General features: G+C 68.5%; 10 protein-coding genes and 4 pseudogenes. 7 read left to right on the top strand and 7 right to left on the bottom strand.

What is annotated here, in order from left to right; genetic code table 11:
- Positions 1-10: 10 nt before the first annotated feature.
- Positions 11-484 (bottom strand): VOC family protein, encoded by a 474-nt coding sequence (locus OO52_RS40960; protein ID WP_030656828.1) that lies wholly within the window; start codon positions 482-484, stop codon positions 11-13.
- Between the two features lie 950 nt (positions 485-1,434).
- Here OO52_RS40960 and OO52_RS46300 point away from each other — a divergent pair.
- The gene (locus OO52_RS46300) at positions 1,435-2,091 is read left to right on the top strand and encodes a hypothetical protein (RefSeq protein WP_048910438.1); all 657 of its coding nucleotides are present in this window, start codon (positions 1,435-1,437) and stop codon (positions 2,089-2,091) included.
- On the opposite strand, the gene OO52_RS40950 is transcribed toward OO52_RS46300, so the two are convergent.
- Positions 2,085-2,645: a transposase gene (locus OO52_RS40950; protein WP_432422519.1), complete on the bottom strand. Its 561-nt coding sequence runs from the start codon at positions 2,643-2,645 to the stop codon at positions 2,085-2,087. The genes OO52_RS46300 and OO52_RS40950 overlap by 7 nt on opposite strands.
- Between OO52_RS40950 and OO52_RS48685 the strand changes: the two are divergent.
- Positions 2,544-2,777 (top strand): annotated as a pseudogene (locus OO52_RS48685) (IS701 family transposase); the annotation flags it as partial. The gene OO52_RS40950 and the pseudogene OO52_RS48685 overlap by 102 nt on opposite strands.
- Positions 2,778-2,934: 157 nt before the next feature.
- Positions 2,935-3,960 (top strand): annotated as a pseudogene (locus OO52_RS40945) (IS701 family transposase); the annotation flags it as partial.
- 603 nt (positions 3,961-4,563) lie between these two features.
- On the opposite strand, the gene OO52_RS52295 reads toward OO52_RS40945, so the two are convergent.
- Positions 4,564-4,791 (bottom strand): hypothetical protein, encoded by a 228-nt coding sequence (locus OO52_RS52295; RefSeq protein ID WP_158717494.1) that lies wholly within the window; start codon positions 4,789-4,791, stop codon positions 4,564-4,566.
- A gap of 278 nt (positions 4,792-5,069) precedes the next feature.
- Positions 5,070-6,098 (bottom strand): helix-turn-helix domain-containing protein, encoded by a 1,029-nt coding sequence (locus OO52_RS40935; RefSeq protein ID WP_030656817.1) that lies wholly within the window; start codon positions 6,096-6,098, stop codon positions 5,070-5,072.
- 749 nt (positions 6,099-6,847) lie between these two features.
- On the opposite strand from OO52_RS40935, the gene OO52_RS40930 reads away from it, so the two are divergent.
- From OO52_RS40930 to OO52_RS40920, 3 genes are all read left to right on the top strand, one after another.
- Positions 6,848-9,184, top strand: a complete 2,337-nt coding sequence (locus OO52_RS40930) for a M4 family metallopeptidase (protein ID WP_030656815.1) — start codon at positions 6,848-6,850, stop codon at positions 9,182-9,184.
- 1,011 nt (positions 9,185-10,195) lie between these two features.
- Entirely contained in the window at positions 10,196-13,423 is a 3,228-nt protein-coding gene (locus OO52_RS40925) for a S8 family serine peptidase (RefSeq protein ID WP_037630854.1), read from the top strand.
- A gap of 1,086 nt (positions 13,424-14,509) precedes the next feature.
- The gene (locus OO52_RS40920) at positions 14,510-14,989 is read left to right on the top strand and encodes a nuclear transport factor 2 family protein (RefSeq protein WP_030656812.1); all 480 of its coding nucleotides are present in this window, start codon (positions 14,510-14,512) and stop codon (positions 14,987-14,989) included.
- 525 nt (positions 14,990-15,514) lie between these two features.
- On the opposite strand, the gene OO52_RS52290 is transcribed toward OO52_RS40920, so the two are convergent.
- Positions 15,515-15,862 (bottom strand): hypothetical protein, encoded by a 348-nt coding sequence (locus OO52_RS52290; protein WP_031029184.1) that lies wholly within the window; start codon positions 15,860-15,862, stop codon positions 15,515-15,517.
- A 308-nt stretch (positions 15,863-16,170) separates the two neighbouring features.
- Here OO52_RS52290 and OO52_RS40910 point away from each other — a divergent pair, with 308 nt between their 5' ends.
- On the top strand, positions 16,171-16,710 hold the full coding sequence (locus tag OO52_RS40910; RefSeq protein WP_078877444.1) for a GNAT family N-acetyltransferase: 540 nt from the start codon (positions 16,171-16,173) through the stop codon (positions 16,708-16,710).
- 44 nt (positions 16,711-16,754) lie between these two features.
- Here the strand turns inward: OO52_RS40910 and OO52_RS48675 are convergent.
- Both OO52_RS48675 and OO52_RS40905 read right to left on the bottom strand, forming a co-directional pair.
- Positions 16,755-17,455: pseudogene (locus tag OO52_RS48675) on the bottom strand (transposase); the annotation flags it as partial.
- Between the two features lie 235 nt (positions 17,456-17,690).
- Positions 17,691-18,173, bottom strand: a pseudogene (locus OO52_RS40905) (IS5 family transposase); the annotation flags it as partial.
- Positions 18,174-18,486 lie beyond the last annotated feature (313 nt).

Below are 18,486 nucleotides of genomic sequence, written 5' to 3'. Positions count from 1 at the left end.
GGTGCAGTGGTCAGGCTTCGGTATCGGTGCGCGCCAGGATGCCCTTGAGCAGGCCCGTGGACTGGCCGACCTCGATGAGGTAGCCATCCGGGTCGCGCATGTAGCAGCGCAGCTCGGCGCGCCGGTCGATGGGCGGGGTGAGGAACTCGGCTCCCTTGGCGCGGGCTGCCGCGTAGAAGCCGTGGATGTCCGCCACCCGTACGTTCAGGAAGCTGGAGGCGATGTGGCGGTCCTCCGGTGGGCGCAGTATGACGTCGGGTTTGTCATCCGTGGGCCCGCCGCCGGGGTTCATGATGATCCAGCTGTTGGCGACCTTGATGATGCAGGGGTTCTCCTCCAGCACCACCTGCCCGCCCAGCACATCGGCATAGAACGCCCGCGAGCGAGGGATGTCGCCGACCGTGAGAAAGTGCGTCACCAGCAGACCCTCGGCCGGTGCGGGAAGGTCGTCGGCTGAGGCGCCGGCGGCGATGAAATCGGACATATGGCCAGCGTAGGGCGGGAGCCCCCGCCCGGCATTCCCAATCCGGCAGAGCCCGCCGGGCGCGGCCCGCCGGCACAGCGGGCAGCCAAGCGCCGCCAATCCACTGGTCCACTCAATCGTGGCTCTCGTTGCCGTTGGCGGAGTGGCCTCCGTTCCTGCCGAAAACAACCTGCGGCTTCGTTGACGGCAAAGACCCGCAGCTATCGAGGAATGGGCCAGGGAGCCACATGCTGGCGACCAGCCCGCAGGTGACTCCCTGAGTCTTGCCAATCATCCGGCGCTCGCTCAGTTTGACGTCTTCCCGGAGAGCGGCGGTGGACGCCGCCACCCAGGGAAGTTTGGAACTGGCTGCAACATGAATGGCAATCCAGCACAGATTGCAAGAAGCGTGACCAGATGGTTCCAACAACAGTGTCCCACTGGGTCAGAACTGCCAGGTCACCGGGCGGTGCGGTTTCCAACTATCGTGTCTCGGCTCACGCAGGTAGAGCGGCCGGGCCACGCACCGGCGGGGCATCGACCTGTACGACGGTGCCAACAATCCCCAGTAATTCGGCAGCCGAACGACGCAGGCCAGATGGCATTCGGACCTGGTCAGCGACGTGCGCCGATGCCAACTACGGCACCTCGTCACACGCCATCGGCCGCCTATTGGTGCACCTGCTCCGGCGTCTCGAGCGACATCAAGTACATCTCCGGACTCAGCACCATTGAGGCGGAGAAGAACGCCCTGGGTGAGACGCTCGGCACCTGCGCGGTGGGGGACGTGCCCGGTCTCATCCTCCGGCAGGGTGGGCCGTGTACGGAGTGTCTACATCAACCCTGTGGTTGCTCCTGTCGTAAAGTCACATCCTGACCCTTATACGGAAGCTGGTGGGACTACGAGCAGCGACGAGGACGCGGGAGCGGAGGCACGCGACACGGATCCGCGGTCGGCCGCCGTCTCGTTCGTGACCACCGAGCATTTCACCCTCCAGGGAGCAAGGGCCGAGGCAGTCTCCGAATCAACCGGCCGGGCAACGATCTTCATCGGTGCGGTGTCGGCCGGAATGGTCGCCCTCGGGTTGGTCGTCTCAGCGACCAAAATCAGCACCGCGTTCTACGCCTTCGGCCTGATCTTGCTCTCGACGCTTGCCTTTGTCGGCTTCGTCACCTTCGACCGGGTTCTCCAATCTGGGATCGAAGATCTCCAGTACGCGCAACGGATCGCGCGGCTCCGTGCTTACTATTTCGATTTCGCGCCCGAGTTGACCCGTTACCTGGCCAGCGTCCGGCCCTCGCGGCGGCTGGCCATGCACGGCTTGCATGGCGGATACACCCAGGTCTTCCGGACGGTCGCCGGAATGATCGGCGTGGTCACTGCGGTCCTGACCGGTTCTGCGGCTGGCCTGCTGGGCACCATCGTCGCTGGTCACTCGGCGGTCGCCGGGTTCGCCACGGGCGTGGTGGTAGGCGTCGCCGCCCTGGTGGCACTTATGTGGTATCAGTATGTGACCTGGGGGCAAGCCAGGCGTGAGCAGCTCTTCGAGGGCGAGCAAGAAGACCCGGAGGCGGCCGGGAGCGGGACCACCAACCCGCGCGGTCCGGACGAACCTCAGCACTACTGATCTTTTCGTAAGTTCGGCGGGTGTGGTGGGCGGATGGTCAGGCCGGTATGGGCGAGGAATGACCATGGCAGTCGGGGGTTGGCGTTGATGCGGTGGATGCCTTGCTCAGTGGCGTCGGCGACATCGGCGAGGTGGTCGCCGGCGAGGTTGGCGAGTTCACGCTTCTTGAGCGAGGACCACAGCAGTTCCACCGGGTTCAGCTCGGGAGCGTAGGCGGGTAATCGTTCCAGGGTGAGCCACTCTTGTTCGGCTACCCAGGCCCGCATCGCCCGGCTCCAGTGGGCGGACAGGCCGTCCCAGACCATGACCACCCGCTCGCCGCGGTAGAACATCTTCACCTGCTCCAGGACCTCGATGAGGCCGGCGGTGTCGTAGCTGCCGGGCTTGAGGTGGAAGCACAGGCGGGCCCCGCGATCGGGATCGGTGGAGTGGTAGCCCAGGGCTCCGGCCATCGACGCGCGGGCAGCCGATGGGCCATCGAGGAATGCTTCCAGAGCGCGAAACAGGAATGCGGCCTGGATGACTACCAGGTCCGCCGCTATCCCGGATGGCACCGCCACATGACCCTCGCGATGGCTGCCCACGCCTGCCTGACCGTCCTACGAGCCCTCGAGCTGGATGCCGGGAAAGCAGAAACGGATCCTCCCAGCTCACCCACCTCAGCCTCGCCGAGATACGACGGCTGATCACCCGCCTCACCGACCGCCGACCTGCACCCGCCGAGCACATCCTGCACTGGTCGACCTGGCGCAGACGACGACAACACCAAGCTCGCATCAGCCACTACAAGCGGCGCGGACACAGCCCCTGAGCTGGCCATCAGTCACAGCAAGCACCGTTGCAGTAAACCAGTCGCCGTGGGATCCGCTGCCGGTGCGGCGGCGGATCGCCGCGCGGTTGTGCGAGGCGGTCGGCCCCGAGGTGTGGGTCGTCGATGATGTGTCGTTTCCCAAATGCGGCACCGCCTCGGTCGGGGTGGCCCGGCAGTACTGCGGAGCGTTGGGAAAGCGGGCGAACTGCCAGGTCGCGGTCAGTGTGCACGCCGCCACCGACACGGCGTCGTGCCCGTTGGAGTGGGAGCTGTTCCTGCCCGAGGAATGGGTGCACGACGACCGGCGGCGGCAGCGGGCCGGGATACCCGAAGAGGTCGGGCATGTGTCCAAGACCCGCCTGGCTCTGGGGCTGCTGGACCGTCTTGCCGCGCAGGGCCTGAAGGTGCCGGTGATCGTGGCCGATGCCGGCTACGGACGCAGCGTCTCCTTCCGGCTCGCGCTGGAAGAGCGCGGCTGGTCCTATGTCATGGCCGTCGACCCGAAGGAGGTCGCACGGCCTGCCGGCGCCAAGCCGTATCAGCCGGCCTACGGCGGCCTGGGGCCGCCGACCCTGGCCCGATACCGCGAGGCGCCCCGCTCGCTGCCGGGCCTCCTGGAGGGGGCTGTGTTCGAGCAGGTCACCTGGCGGCAGGGCAGCAAAGGCACGATGACCTCGCACTTCGCCGCGATCCAGGTACGGCCCTCGGGGAAGGAAGCCTGCCGCACCGCCCAGGAACAGGCCGGTGGACGCAGCCGCTGGGACGGTGTGCTGCCCGTGAGGACGCTGCTGGTCGAACAGCCCGAAGAAGCCGACGGGCCGACCGGCTACTGGATGAGCAACCTGCCCGCGACCACCCCGGTCGCCGACCTGGTGCGGTGGGCGAAGATGCGCTGGCGGATCGAGCACGACTACCGCGAGCTCAAACACGGCCTGGGCCTGGACCACTTCGAAGGCCGCACCTGGCGCGGCTGGCACCACCACGTCACCCTCGTCACCGCCGCCCAGGCCTTCCTCACCCTGCGACGGCTCGACCCAAAAGCCCAGACGCCGGCCTGACCCTCTACCAGGTCCTGGACGCCCTCCAGGACCTGCTGAGGTGCTGGACCGGCACCTGCACCACCTGCGGCCGACCCCTCACCACCAGCAGAACCAGACCCACAACCTAACGAAGCACTACTAGGCAGGGCTTCTGGTGGCCGCCGCCTCGGCGGGCCGCGCGGCACGGCGCCGTCGGTAACGGCGCGACTGGCAGCCGGACACCAGGTGGCTCATCACCGATGGCCGGCACGAGCAGTGCTCCCCGCGAGCTGCCGTCTCCGCGTCCGGGGGCGGCAGCGCTCGACTGCCCGGCCAGAGTGCTGTCCGAGGGGCACGTCACGGCACCGGCGAGGTGTCGCATGAGTTCGCCGAGACCGTCCTGGACTGGGCCGGTCGCGGTTGACCTCCGCAGAAGGTGCCCCTGGTGCACACCATCCGGTCGGGGCCCGCAAATGGCGTCGTATCCGAGGAGTAATCGTCGGTCCCTGTGGATGGGCCGCTACGCGGTCGCGCGTGGTTCGTCGAACCATCGGCCGCAGAGAGATGCCTGCTGTCGACGGCGCCCGCCACCACTGTGCCAGCGCGCGCGGGGGCGCAGCGGGTCGCCGGCCTGCTCACGCTTCAGGAGGGAAGCCGCCCACTGTCGTGTCCGAGCGCGACGAGGATGCGTTGGGCCAACTTCCGACGTTCGATGGACCGGTTGACCCAGCCGCCGTTCATCTGCGTGTGGAGCGCTCGCAGCAACCGGGGAACGTCCTGAGCACCGAGGTGGGACATCGCCGACTCGGCCACCACCAGGGCCTGGTACTGCTCGAACGCCGACCGGGAGTTCTCAATGGCCTCCAGCACACAATCCCACGTCACCAACGCCGAGTCGCCCTGCATCAGTGCCAGCGCGTAGATCCTCTGGCCGTCGCTGCCGCATACACGCCGAAGGACACCGTGTTGACGAAAGGACGGCCGGAGCGCGCATGACGACCGCTGAGTCTGGCGCCGTTTGAGTGCCGACTCTTCGCGCAGTTCTGCCGGGTCTGTTTGGACGCCCTGGACGCACTTCTTACGGGACGTTGGGACGAGCTGCTCGTCGTTGACTTGTTGCTCACGATCAGCGTTCGGCCTTCGGCGTTTCATCCTTCTTCCTCGCCCGCTTTGGTGGGCTGGGGGAATGTCGAAGGCTCTTGCAGCCATCCCCGGCGAGCGGCCTGGACCGCGGCCTGGAAGCGGGTGCTGGCGCCCAGTTCGGTCATCAGATGGCGGATGCGGCGCTGGGTGGTGCGCTGGCTCCAGCCCTGGGCGCGGGCGATCGCCGCGTCCGAGCAGCCTGTGGCGAGCAGCTTGACGAGGGCGAGGTGATCGGGATGGCCAGAGGTGGTGGGTGGGACGGTGGGTGGGGCGGGGGCCTGGAGGGGCGATCCGCGGTCCCACTCCGTTTCGAAGAGTGCTTCCAATGCGGTCAGCATCGGTGAGCGGTTGATCAGGTATGCGGCGAGGTGGCCGCCTGGGGCGAGGCTGAAGGGGATGACCGCCTGCGCGTCGTCGGCGATCATTAGTTTGATCGGCAATTGCGGTCGCACGCGGGCCCGTTCGCCGGTGCGTATGCTCGGCAGGATGTCGTCCCGGAGGCGGCCCGGCCAGGCGACCGCGCTCCGGTCGTAGAGTACGCGGTGGGTGATGCCTGAGCGCTGTCTTCGGCGCTGGTCGTCCAGATTGCTGCCGGGGCGGTCCACGTAGGGCGGCCGGTCGAAGGCGCGGATCTGATGGCGGGCGGTGGCGGTGAGTCTGCGGACGGCGGCGCTGATGTCGTCACGGCCGCGGAGCACTTCTACCGCGACGTCCGGGTCGGCGATGCGCTGCGCCTCGCGGTGTCTGTCGGCTAGTTGGCGTACCAATGCGCGTGCCGTGTCGAGCTGCCGTTCGCGTTCTTTGATCAGTTCGGTGACGGCGACGTCGGGGGCGGTGGCGGTGAAGTGTGGAGGGCGGCCGGCCGATCTGGTCGCGAGACCCGCTTTCACCAGGATGGACAGCAGCCGTCCCATTGCGCTTGTACTTGTTCCGCATGCGCTTGCCAGCTCGGAGGCGGTGCTGTGGGGCAGGCCGATCAGTGCCGTATAGACGCGCTGTGCTTCATCGTCGAGTCCGACGACGTCAAGTTCCATTTGCTCTCCGGTAGTCCGGTCGTCGACCGTGGGGTCGCCGTCCTAGTCGCGTGTGTGCGCATGGGCGCCAGTTCCATGGCCCAGCCGCCGTTCTGAACGGAGACTGGCGCTGTCTTGTTCCGTTCTCGCCGCTGATGCCTCCCTGCCGGCCGTGGCTGGTGGTCGGGGGGTGCCACGGGCCTCGGCTTAGGGGAATGGGGCTGTGGACTGGCAGGCCGCTCTGGGGACGTTTGGAGTTTCTGGCGTGCCGGCGCGTGTGTGCCACGCTCGCGCTGCCGAGGGTTCGGCCCGTACGCTGCGCTGTTTTCTGTCCGCCGACAAGAGCGGGAGGAGGGCTGCCGTGATTTCGGCGCCGCAGCCGTGTACATGCTTTCGGTTTCCGACGTCGTCATTTTTTGTTTCGGCTGGGCCGGTTGCTGGCTGGTTGGTGCCACCTGGCGCTAATCAGCCACCTCGACACCCTAGCGCCGCTTCCGCATGCATTGGCATCTTCGCTTCGGTGGGGCGGCGTTGGCGGTGAGATGGCGTTGGGTGCACGTCCACTGGGATGTGCGGTTGTGAATGTGGCCCGCTGGTGTGTCACATGTCTGACGTCCCGCTACGGAGGCTGTGGCCTCGGCCTCTTGGTAACAGCGGCCGTCCGCATCGGCAGGCGGCCGAACGGAAGGACTTTTGGGTTGATTCACTCCCGTAACAGGGCTGCGTCTTCGCAGGGTGCGCGCGGGTCCCGGCGGCGCCTGGCCGCGACCGTGGTGATCACGGCGGCGGCACTTGCCTTCTCTGCGCTGCCTGGCTCGGCCGGCGCCGTCTCCATGTCGCACGCCTCCGGAGGCGCCCGTGCATCGGGGGCGCTCGGGCAGGTCAAGGTGGCGGCCAGGCCGGGGTCCGGGACCGTCCACCTGTCGCCCGGGCAGCGTCGGCGGCTTATCGACCAGGCGGCCAAGGCGGCGCCGGGCACTGCCCGTTCACTGGGGCTTGGCCCTCAGGAGGAACTGATTCCGAAGGACGTGATTCAGGACGCCGACGGCACGGTTCACACCCGCTACGAGCGCATGTATGCCGGGCTGCCCGTGATCGGTGGTGACCTGGTTGTCCATCAGGGGGAAGGGACCCGCACTGTCACCTACGCCTCCGAGATGAAGCTGGCCCTGCCGACGACCACGGCCAAGGTCCCGGCCGCCACGGCGAAGAAGGCGGCCCTGAGCAAGGCTGTGGCGAAGGGCACCCGTAAGGCGGCCGCTCGCACGGCCCCCCGCAAGGTCGTCTGGATGATGGGTGATCAGCCGAGACTGGCTTGGGAGACGGTCGTCACCGGTGTGCAGCAGGATGGTTCCCCCAGCGAACGCCATGTCGTGACGGACGCGGTGAGCGAGGACACCCTGGGGAACGCTGAACATGTGGAGTCCGCCCAGGGCAACAGCCTGTACAGCGGGCAGGTCACGATCGGCTCCACTCGCCAGGATGACGGCACGTACGCCCTGATCGACCCCCAGCGCGGTGGCCACCGGACGCTTGATTCGAGTGTCACTTCCAGCGGTGTCCTGTTCACCAGTGATGTCGATGTGTGGGGTGACGGAACGGCGGCGAACCCTCAGACCGCGGCGGTGGACGCCGCGTACGGCGCACGGACGACGTGGGATTTCTACCTTGACCGCTTCGGCCGTCATGGCATAGCCGACGATGGTCGCGGCAGCACCTCCCGAGTCCACTACGAACAGCAGCCAGGGGTTCCCCTCGCCAACGCCAACTGGCAGGACGGCTGCTTCTGCATGAGCTACGGCGATGGCGCGGACGGGCAGCACCCGGTGACGTCGCTGGACATAGCCGCACACGAGATGACGCACGGGGTCACCTCCTCCACGGCCGGACTGGGTGACTACGGTGAATCACCGGCGCTGAACGAGGCGATCAGCGACATGATGGCCGCCGCGGTGGAGTTCTACGCCGACAACCCGAACGACGTGCCCGACTACACGATGGCCGAGCTGGACGATCTGCACGGGGATGGCAAGCCCATCCGGTACATGGATCTTCCCTCCAAGGCCGGTATCAGTAGCGTGGGCTACGCGCCCTTGGACTACTGGACGCCTCAGGCGAAGTCGGACGAGGCGCATATGGCGGCCGGGGTGGGGGACCACTTCTTCTATCTGTTGGCCGAGGGCAGTGGGAAGAAGAACATCAACGGCGTGGCCTATGACAGCCCCACCTATGACGGGTTGCCGGTGGCGGGCATCGGGCTGGCTGATGCCGCCGATGTGGTGTATCGCGCGCTCACCGTCTACATGACCAGCACCACCGACTACGCCGGTGCTCGTGCCGCGACGCTCCGGGCCGCCGCCGACCTCTACGGTTCAGGCAGCGACGCCTACGAGGCCGTCGCCAACGCCTGGGCGGCTGTCAATGTGGGGACGGGCTTCGTGCATCACATCGCCGTCGAGCGGCCGCCGACCGAGCCGGTGGCGGTCGGTCAGCCCGTCAGCCGCCAGATCACAGCATCGAGCAGCCGTCCGGGTGCGCTGACCTACTCCGCCAAGTCGCTGCCCCGGGGGTTGTCGATCGACCAGGCCACCGGTCTCATCACTGGTACGCCGGACAAGGCCGGCGATTACAGCTCGGCCATCGTCATCACGGACGCGGCCGGGGACAGCCGGACTCTCTCGTTCACCTGGACCGCTGTGGAGTCCGGCGGACACTTCTTCGTCAATCCCACCACTTACGTGATCCCCAAGTGGGGCACCGTCGAGTCCCCGCTGGTCGTGCGGGGGAAGCCGGGCAGCGCACCGAGTGACCTCAAGGTCACGGTCGATCTCGACCATGGGTTCAGCAACGCCATGGTGATCGACCTGATCGCCCCCGACGGCACCGTCATCCACGTCAAGTCCTGGGGTCCGTGGGTGGTCACGCCCGAGCTGCACGAGACCTACACGGTCGACGCCTCGGCGGTCACCACGGTCGGCACCTGGAAGCTGCGCGTGACCGACGGCACCCCGGGCTTCTACAACCTGGACCCGGGTCATCTTCAGCGTTGGAGTCTGGACTTCTCAGGCGCCGGTCCTGCGGCCGCAACGGGCTCGGCCGCCCGGTAGAGCGCGTGACGGCCACCGCTTGGCAACCAGGGATCGTTGCCCTGACTATCAGGCGGTGGCCGCGAGCGTTGCAGTGGGCTGCGCGGTTCAAGGAGCGCACTTTGATGGGGTGTGCACCGCTTCCTGGTGCCGGGAGCGGTCCGGTGGGGCGCAGCGCCTGCTGGCGGACGTCGAGGGCGTCTTTGTGCTCATCTACGACGCGCGGTGCGCCGTCAGTTGTGCGCCGCCCGTTGTGTGCTGCCAGCGGTGTGCCGTCAGTTGTGTGCCGTCAGTTTGTGTGCTGCTGAGGCGCGGTGTCTGCGCAAGCGGAAGGTGCTGCCCGTCCCCCGGTTTCTGGTCAGCGCAAGGGGCTTGTACCGGGAGTGGCGTGTGGGCGGGGGCCGGGGCTGAGGTGGAGCAGCACCGGGGGGTGATCAGGCGAATCCGTCTGTGCCGTGGGCCTGGGCGAGTGGTCAGGCGCGCCTGGAGGTGACCGTGTTCCGGACACGGGCGGCCCGGCTCTTGGAGGGCGTTGGCCTTGTGCGACGCGTCGTTGAGGAGGTGTCTGGCGAGACGGCGCGGCTGGTGCGGTGTGGGCGTGACGCTGTGCCCGGCAACGGTGTTGGTGGGTGGAACTGCAGGTGTCGGTGGCGTGCGTCCGGGTGAAGCGAGCCCGTTGGTCGTTCTCACAGGGGGCCGGAGTGTACGGCGTCTTGCTTCGGGATCGTGTCGTGGGGCAGTTGCGTCACCGGCATTGGGGGTGGGTCTTGTCGCATGCCGGTCGTCCGCCCGGAGGTCGGGCTCTGCGGCGACTGGTGCGTGGGGGCGCAGGAGGCTGGAGCGCTCTCGGTTACGGGGTCCTCTGTCTTCCCGCGGGAGTACCACCGCGGTGGCCGCGTGAGCATGTGAAACAACCTGTAATGCCTTGTCACTGATGTTTTGTCAGGTAGGTCGCGTTCCCCTCGCATGTTCCGGGAGGGGGCGCCGACGTTCATGGATCGCTCCCGTCAGGGAGCTGCTGGAAGGAGTCTCGTGGCTACGAGCGCACGAACCCGGCGACGGAGGCTGGCCATACCCCTGCTGGCCTTCATCCTGGCCGGCGGCGGCACGGTCGCGGCCGGGGGTACGGCATCGGCGGCACGCGCCGAGCCGGACACCTCAGTGGGCAGCGGTGTCAGCTCTGGATTGCGGCCCGAAGGAGACCGGGTCACCCTGACCGGGGGCGCCGGCCGGTTCAGACCGCACCAGACCGGCAAGTCCGGTGCGGAACACAAGCGAATGCCCTCCGGTCGCGGTCCGTACATCGTGGAACTTGCCGGGGAGCCGGTGGCGACGTACGCGGGCCGGATCTCGGGGCTGGCCCGGACTCGCCCGGCGCCGGGCGAGCAGCTGGAACCGCAGTCGGGGGCGGCGAAGGCGTACCGGAAGCACCTGGGTACCCAGCGGACGGCCGTGGCCGAAGCAGCCGGCATCACGGTCGACGAGGTCTACACCACGGCCTTCAACGGGTTCTCCGCCACGCTGAGTGCCGCTCAGGTCGAGGAGCTGAAGGCGGACAAGCGGGTCCGTTCGGTCACCAGGTCCCAGGTGGTCGGTATCAGCCAGGCGTCCCTTGGTGACACCGCGCCGCAGCCGACGACTGGCACGGCTACGGGCACAGCCGGGACAGCCGGAACTGCCGAGACCGCCGGGACCGCCGGAACCGCTGAGGCGGCCAAGACCGCCGGGACAGCCAGGACCGCCAAGACAACCGGGACCACCAAGACAGCCGGGACCGCCGAGGCTGGGGCATCGGTCACCGGTGCCCACGCGGCCGGCTCGCCGGTGGCCGGCGCGCGGAAGTCCGCCGCTCAGAAGCCGGGCGGAAGCTCCGGTGCCGGGGTCGTGATCGGCGTCCTGGACACCGGGATCTGGCCGGAAAGCCCGTCGTTCGCCAAGCGGATGCCGGCGGCCCCGGCGGGCTGGCACGGCACCTGCCAGACCGGCTACGCCTTCGCTGCCCAGCACTGCAACGGCAAGATCGTCGGCGCCCGGTACTTCGCCGACACGCTCCTCGCGGTGTCGGGCGGCACGCTGCCCGAGGGTGAGGTGCTCTCCCCCCGGGACATGGTCGGGCACGGTACGCACACGGCGTCCACCGCGGCCGGCCTGCCCGTGGACGACGTCACCATCTCGGGGCGGGACTTCGGTTCGGTCTCCGGTGTGGCCCCGGACGCGCGGATCGCCGTCTACAAGGTCCTCTGGGGCGGCTCGGGATACGACGCCGACATCATCGCGGGCATCGACGCGGCGGTCGCCGACGGCGTGCAGGTGCTCAACTACTCGATCGGGACGCAGCTGGGGGACAGTGAGCCCAACACCCCGATCGGCAAGGCCTTCCTCAACGCCACGCTGGGAGGAGTCTTCGTCACGGCCGCGGCCGGCAACAGCGGCTTCAGCGGCGCGGTCAGCAACACCCAGCCGTGGGTCACCACAGTCGGCGCGGCCGTGACCCGCGTGAACGGGGGAATAGTCCGGCTCGGTGACGGCACCTCGATCACCGGGGCCTCGCTGGACGTGCTCCCCGGTGGCCGGTTTCTGCCGCTGGTCTTCGGGGAGCAGGCCGGCGCAGTGGAGGAGGGGTCGGCGTACTGCGAGCCCGGCAGTCTGGATGCGGCGAAGGTGAGGGGCAAGGTGGTCGCCTGCGCCCTGGACAGCCCCTACGGTGCGGTGGAGGAGCTGAAAGCCAAGGGCGCGGCGGCAATGATCCTCTTCGCCCCTCAGGGCAACTTCCGGGTCAACAGCATCTACGACTTCCCCGTGCTCTATCTGAACACCAGGGACCAGGCCGGCAAGATCTTCAACTACCTGATGAGGCACCCGGCCGACGGCACCGCACAGCTCACCTCGAACAGCCACGGCTCCCATGCCCCAGGTGTGCCGGCCATCGCGGACTACTCTGCGACAGGGCCGGACAAGACGCACCCCGGGCTCATGAAGCCCGACCTGGTCGCCCCCGGCAGCGACATCATCGCGGCCGTCTCCCCGCCGGGGAACTTCGGCCGGCAGTACGACGCGTACTCGGGGACCTCGATGGCGGCCCCGCACGTGGCCGGTGAGGCGGCGATCCTGCGGGCCGAGCATCCCGACTGGTCGCCTCTTGCGGTTGCCTCGGCGCTGCACACCACAGCCGGCACCGTGGGCGACAGCAGCCCGCTGGCCCAGGGCAGCGGGCTGGTGTCGCGGCAGGGGGCCGCCGATCCGGGGCTGGTCATCGAGCCGGACGCCAAGAGCCTGACCGCGTTCAGCGAAGCGACGCACCCCGACGGCCTCGAGCTGAACCTGCCGTCGGTCGGGCTGCGCGAGTACGACGGCACCAAGCCGGTGGTGGTGACCCGCAAACTGACCAACGTCGCCGGCAAGCGGGAGACGTACCATGCCTCGACGAGCGGGCTGGAGGGCATGCAGGTGAGCGTCGCGCCGGCAACGGTGACGGTGGCACCGGGCGAGACCGCCTCGGTCACCATCACCCTGCGGCGCGGCAGCGCACCGTGGGACCGCTACGTCACCGGCGCGATCACCTGGCGCGGCACCGCCCACCAGGTACGGATTCCGGTCGCCGCGCGCCCGTGGGGCATCTCGCCCCGGCCCTACGACGACAACCTCGAAGAGTTCGGCCGGCTCGCCGACGGCACCTACGGCATGTTCGAGCCGGGCTTCACCGGCCCGGTCTCCGGACGGTCGACCGGCTACGCCCCCATGCAGCGGGAGTCGTACTCGATGCAGGCCGGGGTCAGCGGCGGGGTCTTCGACCGGAAGGCCCTGGGGGTGCAGGCGCACTCCTTCACGGTGCCGGCACACAGCGCCGGAATCGTCGTGGACACCTCCACCGACGACCCGGACACCAACCTCGACCTGTGGCTGTACAAGGGCGACAAGCTGGTCTACCGGAGCGCCGCCAGCTGGAGCAGTTCCGAGCGGGCCTGGGTCTTCATGCCGGAAGCGGGCACGTACACGGCGTACGTCTTCGCGCAGGACGCGGGTAGCCCGGTCGTCCACTACCGGCTCGGCCACGTCGTCCTCAGCCGTAACGGCCACTACGCGCCGGCGACGCTGGAACTGCCGGCCGCAGTGGAGCGCGGCACGACACCGCCGTACACACTGCGGCCGGGTGCTGCGCTGAAGCCTGACGTCGAGTACTGGGCGTACACCGAGCTCCGGACCAAGGGGCGGGTGATTCCGGGACAGTTGGTGTCCACGAACCAGGACTCCTGGAAGTGACCCGGTAACCCCCGAAGGGGGCCAACAGCCCCCCGGGGGCCGTAACTTCTCCCGGGGGCCGTAACTCCCCCCGGGGGCGTGGCTCCCCGTGGGGCCGTAAGTCCCCAGGGAGGCCATGGCTCCCCCGGGGGGCCGTAGCTCCCAGGGGGCCGGTGGGGCGGGCCGAGCGGCACCCCGCCTCACCGGCTCGCTCACGTCCCGAACTCCACAAAGCCGGCATGCTTCTCCTCGGCGCAACGGCACAGCGAGTCGTGCACCGCAGGCCCATGCGACCAGCCGGGCGGTACGAGCGGCGACCCCACCAGGACGCACTCCTGCTGTCACCCGGCGGGACCTGGACTTTGCGAGGGTTCATCCGGTGATCGGCGGGAGCCGCAACCGTCCCGGGGGCCGGCGCCGCACAGGCGATGGGGCCACCGGCCGGGGCCAGTCCCTGCGCCGCCGTGACGGGACACCGGGGCGGAGCAACGGGGACTTCCACCCCGCCCCAGCAGTGGTCCAGGCACAGGCCGTACCCGAGGTCGCGGTAGCCGTGCTCGATCCGCCATCGCACCTCCACCCATCGCGCAAGACCGGCAACCGGTCTGGTGGCGGACAGGCTGCCTGCCCCCGCATACCGAAGAACACGCCAAGCAACCGGGCGCCGACCAAGTGACGACCGGGCGCTGACCGTGGTGCCGGCCGCCTCGAACCGCTCCATAATCGACCAGACCCCCTCCACATGGCTACCACCGGCCGCCGGATCACGCTGCACCTACGTCACCGACTGGGTGGCCGACCAAACCCGCCCGGGCTCGAGCGTCAACGCCCGCGATCACACCGAAACGCCGGGAATGCCGCAGCGCACAGGGCATGGTGAAGCAGGCCACGCCGAAAGAAAACCCACCCGGTGACGTGCTTCGTCTAGGCCGTGTCGGAAGCCACTCGGTGAAGTGCACGCACCCCGGCCAAAAACCAACCGTCGCCTCAATTCGTCCGCTGGTACACCGAGTGGTGAGGGTGGGGAGCGAAGAGCGCGCGCCCCCTGCCGGTGCTGGCGGGGAAAAGCCTTTGCTGCGGGACCTGTTGGGGCTGATAGACAGGGGTATGGACGACAAAGTCATGCTCTCGGTCGAGCGGATGCTCGCGGAGCGCGCCTGCGAGCGCATCATTGTGGACTTCATCCACCGCCTAGACCTCGGCGACCCGAGTTCGGTGGCCGAGCTGTTCACCCCCGACGGTGTCTGGCACTGGCCTTTCGGTGACCGGCGCATCGAGGGGCGCGAAGCCCTGCGCGCCTACTTCGACTCTCGCCCGGCGGACAGGCTGTCGCACCGTCTGATGACGAACATCCTGGTCACTGTGGAGTCGGAGACGGCAGCGCGGGCGATCTCGTACCTGACGACATACCGGGTCGACGGCTACTCGGGTGGAATGATCGAGCCTCGACTCCCGGCGAACGTCGGCCACTACGAGGACATCTTCCACAAGATCGACGGCGCCTGGTTCCTCGCCAGCCGCACGGTCTTCCTCCCTTTCGGCGGCGGAACGGAACGACTCCCCGCCGCTGATGCATCACCCGCCTGACGACACCGCTTCCGGCCCGGCGACCGTCGGGTCGCCGGGCCCTGGTGATCGGTGAGCGTCAGCCGAAGCAGGCGCGGAGGATGTGGCCGATCTCGGGGACCAGGCCGCCGATGGTGCTGTCGTCGATCCAGCGATGCGGGATGTTGCCGGCTCAGGGCGCGCTTCGGACTGGTCCACGGTGGTCGAGAAGACGAAGGCGCGGGTGCCGTCGCTGTGGCTGCGGGTGACCAAGTCGTCGGTCTGTGCGAGCGTGAAGGCCCGCTGGCGGTGGGCGCGCGGCCTTCGCGGTGAGAGAAAGAGCTCCAGGAGCTGGACGGTCTGTTCGAAGGCGCGGCGCGTACAGCGGGCCCAACCGGCGGGGAAGGCACCGCGGTGGCGGTGAGGTGGAACCCCACCAAGCTCCGGCCGTCAGAGCGGCGGGACTCCGGCGGGGGCGTCGACGGCCGGCCGGGGCGGCTGCCGCGCGGTGCCGGCAACGGCGGACCGTTGGTCCCTGACGCCGGATGCGGCGATCAGCGCCTTCGCCTACCTCCGGGCCATGGAGGCCGACGACGCCGAAGCCGCAACGGAGTTCACCAGCACCGAGCCGCGGATGCCTGCGCTGCTCGTCGACGTCGCCGAGCAGATCATCGTCACCCTCACCGCGCTGTCTGGCCCCAACGGGGCGAGTCGTGCGCGGACACCTTCGCCCCGAAGGCCCTCGGACACGTCTCCGTCACCACCCTGCGTACCTGCATGCCGGGGGCCGGACGCGAGGAGGGCATCGCCCGCGCCGTCGTCACCTTCATCGCGCAGATCCTCGCCGAGGACCACGAGAACGTCCCCGATGTCCTGCGCCAGCTGGAGGCCGTCGGCGTCGGCCAGGCCCTGCATGCACACCCCGCCCCGGCCGGTGCGCACCCGGTGCGCCTGACCATCGCATACTGCGCGCCGGGAACGGCAGTGATGCGCACCACGCACGCACCACCGCCGACCGTCCACCGCACCGCGTGCACCACCGGGTGGGCCACCGCACCGCACCAGAGACGCGCGGCTCCTCGGCGGGCCCATTCCACAAACCCCCCTTGTCCGCAGCCTGATCGACGACCGAAGATGCTGCGTCAAGACAACTCAGGGTGCTGAGAAGTCAAGAGGGTCCGCGAGTCTTGATCGCTGCCGAGCCTGCTGATTGGCTGGCCGACATGACCGATCTCGGACCCATTACCTGGCCGCCTTCACCGATCAGGACCGAGCGGCTCGTGCTCCGTGAGCCCGAGGCCCGGGATCGTGCGGCATTCATCGAGCTGCTCGCCTCACCGGAGGTGCACACCTACCTCGGTGGACCCCGCCCGCGTGACGAGCTTGAGCGTGAGTTGCCCGAGACGCCCGAGCGGTGGCCAGGGAGTTTCGTCGTTGATCTCGACGGGGCGATGATCGGCCAGGTCCTGCTCAGGAGAGTACCGGAGCACGGTCGCCCGGCCGCCGCGGGGAAGGTCGATCTCGGATACATGTTCCTGCCGCGGGCGTGGGGTTTCGGGTACGCCGCCGAGGCGTGCACGGCGGCACTCGACTGGTTCGACAGTGTTCTTCCCGGCGAGCCGATGGTGCTCCACACTCAGAGCGCGAACGCCGGCTCGATGCGCCTCGCGGCGAAGCTGAGGTTCACCGAAGTAGAGCGGTTCCGGGCCTGGGACGCCGAGCAGTGGCTGGGCCTGCGGTCCCCGGTCCCGCCCCCCGATTGAGCTCGCGCTCGACAGCTCGGATCTGTGGAAGTGGCGTTGTTCTCGTTGAGCAAGTGGCGCATGTCGGCGTGGTGCCAGTCGCCGTGTTCGCGCCGGTGCCGGTAGTGCGCGTTTGCTCCGGGTGAAGCCTGGATCTGAGAAGGCGCCCAGAGAAAACCCGTGTGCATGAGCCGGTTGTTCTTGGTGAAGCGGTGGCCGACGAGGCGTTTCCTGCCCGGTTCCACGGGTGATGGAGCGGAGCCGAGGCAGGGCTTGGATGCTCTGGCGTCGGCGAAGCGGGTCCGGTCGTCACCGACCTCGGTGACGACGCGGGCTGCGAACTGGGGACCGAGGCCGGGGAAGCTGAGCAGGATCTCGCTGTCGGCGTGCTGACGGAAAGCGGCTTCGGTGGCCGTGGCGAGGTCGTCCGCCGCCTGGCAGGCGACGTCCAACTGCTTGAGCAGGGCCGGGCAGTCATTGGCCCAAGGCGTCCTCGACGGCCGGGAGGTGGTGTGTACCCGGCGTGGAAGACAGTCCGCAGGCGCTCGGCCTCGGTGTCGAAGGACCGGGTGCACCCGCTGCCTACGAGGGCGGCCCGAATCTGGGTGAGAGTGAGCCGGGCCCCCTTCGCCAGGCTCGGGGCCAGGGTGAGGACTACTCGGGCGTCTGTCCTGGTCAGGCCGTCTTCCTAGCCCTGGGAAGCGTGCAGGGCGGCAGGGTGGTACTCGCGCAACACGGAGCAGGCCTGGTTGGCGACCTGCCGACGGCTCCGATCTGATGGCTGCCGATGCGCAGCGCGGCAACGAGCAGTCCGGGCCGGTCTCTATGGCCACAGGTACCGGATTCTCCGGACTGTCGCCGTGCGCCTGCGCTCCCACGATGAGCGCCTGGTCGAGCAGCTCGCCTCCCGCGCCCTCAGCAGCGTCAAACACACAATGCACCTCCGACGCTTCTTACAACGGCCAACGGAATTACTTGAGTTGTCGGTGGGTGATCAGGCATCAGGCGAGTTTGAAGAACGCTTCGTGGATGTCTGCTCGTCGTTCCCAGCACACGCGCAGCCGTCTGAAGCCGTGGAGCCAGGCAAAGGTCCGCTCGACCACCCACCGGTGGACGCCGAGACCGGAGCCGTGCTCGGTGCCGCGCCGTGCGATGACGGGCAGGATGCCGCGGGCACGGACCTGCTTGCGGTAGCGGTCGTGGTCGTAGCCGCGGTCCGCGTAGAGCGTGACCGCTCTACGGCGCGGCCGGCTGACTCGGCCGCGGGCGGATAGGACGGCGTCCAGCAGGGGCAGGAGCTGGGTGATGTCATTGTGGCTGCCGCGGGTCAGGATGACGGCGAGCGGGGTGTCGTGTCCGTCGGTGATCAGGTGGTGTTTGGAGCCGGCCCGGCCCCGGTCGACCGGCGACGGGCCCGTGAGACTCCCCCTTTTTAGCGCTCTGACGTGCGAGGAGCCGACCACGCAGCGGGACCAGTCGAGCTTCCGTTCCTTCAAAGGCCATCAACATCTCTTGAGCACCAAATTGACGGATATAAGAAACCACTCCCCTTGCGATTGCTGGCCTTGCACACGGCATCGCCGGGTTCGCCACCCCACCACCGTGAACCGGTTCGCCCGAAAGTGAGTGACAGCCCGGATCTCTGATTCGGCCGGGACAGAGCGGTCATTGAAGAGTTGCGGCGAGGCGTCACTTCTGAGAGGCCGTTCTCTTTCCGAATGCCGTGTGCGGATTCCGCTGGTCAGGCATGAGATTGCAGCTGTGGCGGGAGTCTCGACTCGTTGCTGATCGAGTCGG

It is taken from the genome of Streptomyces flaveolus (assembly GCF_000716535.1).
Taxonomy (GTDB): Bacteria; Actinomycetota; Actinomycetes; order Streptomycetales; family Streptomycetaceae; genus Streptomyces; species Streptomyces flaveolus_A.
This window is presented reverse-complemented; position numbering and strand designations above follow the sequence as displayed.